This is a genomic window from Hyphomonas sp. UBA3601 (genome assembly GCF_002375605.1).
Classification (GTDB): Bacteria; Pseudomonadota; Alphaproteobacteria; order Caulobacterales; family Hyphomonadaceae; genus Hyphomonas.
Genome location: NZ_DFME01000058.1, coordinates 1 through 2,513, shown reverse-complemented (window position 1 = coordinate 2,513; position 2,513 = coordinate 1). Strand labels below are relative to the sequence as shown.

4 protein-coding genes are annotated in these 2,513 nt (G+C 59.9%); all 4 read left to right on the top strand.

Annotated elements, in window-relative coordinates; genetic code table 11:
• The coding region (locus B4F73_RS06510) for a cobalamin-dependent protein (RefSeq protein ID WP_290482789.1) at positions 1 to 660 on the top strand (660 nt) is incomplete at its 5' end.
• 345 nt (positions 661 to 1,005) lie between these two features.
• Positions 1,006 to 2,016 carry a biotin synthase BioB gene (gene bioB, locus B4F73_RS06505; RefSeq protein WP_290482788.1) on the top strand — a complete coding sequence of 337 codons (1,011 nt, stop codon included), beginning with the start codon at positions 1,006 to 1,008 and terminating at the stop codon, positions 2,014 to 2,016.
• Positions 2,013 to 2,432, top strand: a complete 420-nt coding sequence (locus tag B4F73_RS06500; RefSeq protein ID WP_290482787.1) for a lysozyme inhibitor LprI family protein — start codon at positions 2,013 to 2,015, stop codon at positions 2,430 to 2,432. Before bioB ends, B4F73_RS06500 begins: the two co-directional genes overlap by 4 nt.
• A gap of 1 nt (position 2,433) precedes the next feature.
• Positions 2,434 to 2,513: biotin carboxylase N-terminal domain-containing protein (locus B4F73_RS16735; protein ID WP_349679547.1), on the top strand; the 80-nt coding region annotated here is incomplete at its 3' end.

The window sequence follows — 2,513 nt, the reverse complement described above, 5'->3', positions numbered from 1 at the left end:
CTCGCCAGAGGGGCGGCGCAGCGACAGGGCAATCTGCTTGGCCTGGCGGTTGAAGCGGCCCGTCACGATGCGACGCTCGGTGAAATATCCGCTGCGATGGAAGACGCGTATGGGCGCTACGACACCATGCCCAAGCCTGTGCGCGGGGTCTATTCCGCGGCTTATGCCGAAGATGATCGTTATGCGCAGGTTGTCGAAGGTGTGAAGGCGGTCGAACGGCGCCTCGGGCGTGCGCCAAAGCTGATGGTTGCCAAGATGGGCCAAGATGGTCACGACCGCGGCGCTAATGTCATTGCCAGCGCCTTTGCCGACATGGGCTTCGAAGTGGTATCTGGCCCGCTGTTCCAGACGCCTGCGGAAGCAATGGCTCTTGCGCTGGAAAACGATGTCGATGCGATCGGGGCCAGCAGCCTTGCGGCAGGTCACAAGACACTCATCCCCGAACTGATCGACCTGCTGAAGGAAGCTGGCCGCTCTGACATCAAGGTTATCGCAGGCGGCGTTATCCCGCAAAAGGATTACGAATTCCTCCGCGATGCCGGAGTGCAGGGTATCTACGGCCCCGGCAGCAATGTCGTGGAATGCGCTGCGGATGTGCTGCGCCTGCTGGGGCACAACATGCCGCCTGCGGGCGAGGATCTGGACGAGGCGGCTGAATGATAACCCTCAATTCGTCAATGCGAGCAACGCGAAGCAATCTGGGGCGCTGGTCTATGGATTGTGGGGTGGCCCTCCGGGCCGTCTTCGACTCTGCGGGCGGTTTCTCGCGATGACGAGGGACGGTGGCAGACTGTGGGCTGGGCTGAGACTAACGCTCAAGCTCTCGCTCGGCTCTATCGTCGTCATGATCCTCGCGATCATTCATTTCTACGCCATCTTCTTCCTACCTGCAATTAGCTACAGGACGCTTGGAACAAACTTGGAATGGCCCACAATTGGCGTTGTGTTTGTATCCTTTCTGATTTCGACAACCTTTGCCATTAACGTGATAGTGAAGCTCAAAGTATGACCCAAATCCGCACCGACTGGACCCGCGAGGAAATCGCTGGCCTGTTCGACCTTCCTTTCACCGAGCTGCTGTTCCGCGCCGCCACGGTCCACCGCGAATTCCATCCCCCCGAACAAGTTCAACTCTGCACCTTGCTCTCAATCAAGACCGGAGGGTGTCCCGAGGATTGCGGCTATTGCTCGCAGTCGGTGAAGGCCGATAGCGGGGTCGAGGCGACCAAGTTGATGGAGGTGCAATCGGTCCTCCAGCGTGCGGCGCAGGCGAAGGATGCGGGCAGCCAGCGTTTCTGCATGGGCGCGGCGTGGCGCAATCCCAAGGACCGTGACATGCCCGCCATCGTCGAGATCGTGAAGGGTGTGCGCGATATGGGTCTCGAAACCTGCATGACGCTCGGCATGCTTACGCCAAAACAGGCGGAGATGCTGAAGGAAGCGGGCCTCGACTACTACAATCATAATGTCGACACGGGCCCGGAATACTACGAGCGTGTGATATCCAGTCGCAAGTATGAGGACCGCCTCGACACCCTTCAGAATGTGCGCGATGCCGGGATCAACGTGTGCAGCGGCGGGATCGTCGGCATGGGCGAAACGCGCGAGGATCGCGTCGGCTTCGTCCACACGCTCGCTACGCTCGAACGCCATCCCGAAAGCGTCCCGGTCAACGCGCTGGTGCCGGTCAAGGGTACGGTGCTGGGTGACATGCTGGCTGACACGCCACTCGCCAAGATCGACGATATCGAATTCGTCCGCACCGTTGCCGTGGCACGCATCTGTATGCCGATGAGCATGGTACGTCTTAGCGCCGGTCGCGAGTCCATGTCGGATGCCACCCAAGCCCTTTGCTTCCTCGCGGGCGCGAACTCTATTTTTACCGGCGACAAATTGCTGACCGCGCCCAATGCCGGCGACGACAGCGACGGCGCCCTCTTCGCCAAGCTTGGTCTGACCCCGCTTTTGCAGGAGGAGCCGATGCGGACGCGCCCCGTCATGGAACCGGCTGAGTGATCTTAGCCGCTCTTTTCTTGCTGGCTCAAGCGCCTGACGCGGTGGCGGAGTGTACAGACCCCACTACCCAAGGGGAGATGAATGCGTGCGCCAAGCAGGAATTCGACCGTGTCGACGCTGAACTGAATGCTGTGTGGAAGAAGGTGCGCGGCTGGGCAAAAAAAGCCGACGCGAAATTGGACGGGGGTGATGGGCAATCGGGCTACGCAGAAAGCCTGCTCGCCGCCCAGCGCGCATGGTTGACCTACCGCGACACCCATTGCCGTTTGGTGAGCTTCGATGCACGCGGTGGCTCGATGCAACCGCTCCTGATTAATAACTGCCTGGCTGAACTGACAGAGAATCGTACTGCTGAGCTGCGCGAACTTCTCGTCAATCAGGTTTCGGGCGAGCCCAAGACCTTACCGGAGACTTAGCGTGTTCAAGAAAATTCTAATCGCCAATCGCGGTGAAATCGCTTGCCGCGTCATCAAAACCGCGCGCCGGATGGGTATCGC

Bases quoted from the DNA above. Each gene is read 5' to 3' on its own strand.
- bioB (WP_290482788.1), top strand. From the start codon at position 1,006: ATGACCCAAATCCGCACCGACTGGACCCGCGAGGAAATCGCTGGCCTG.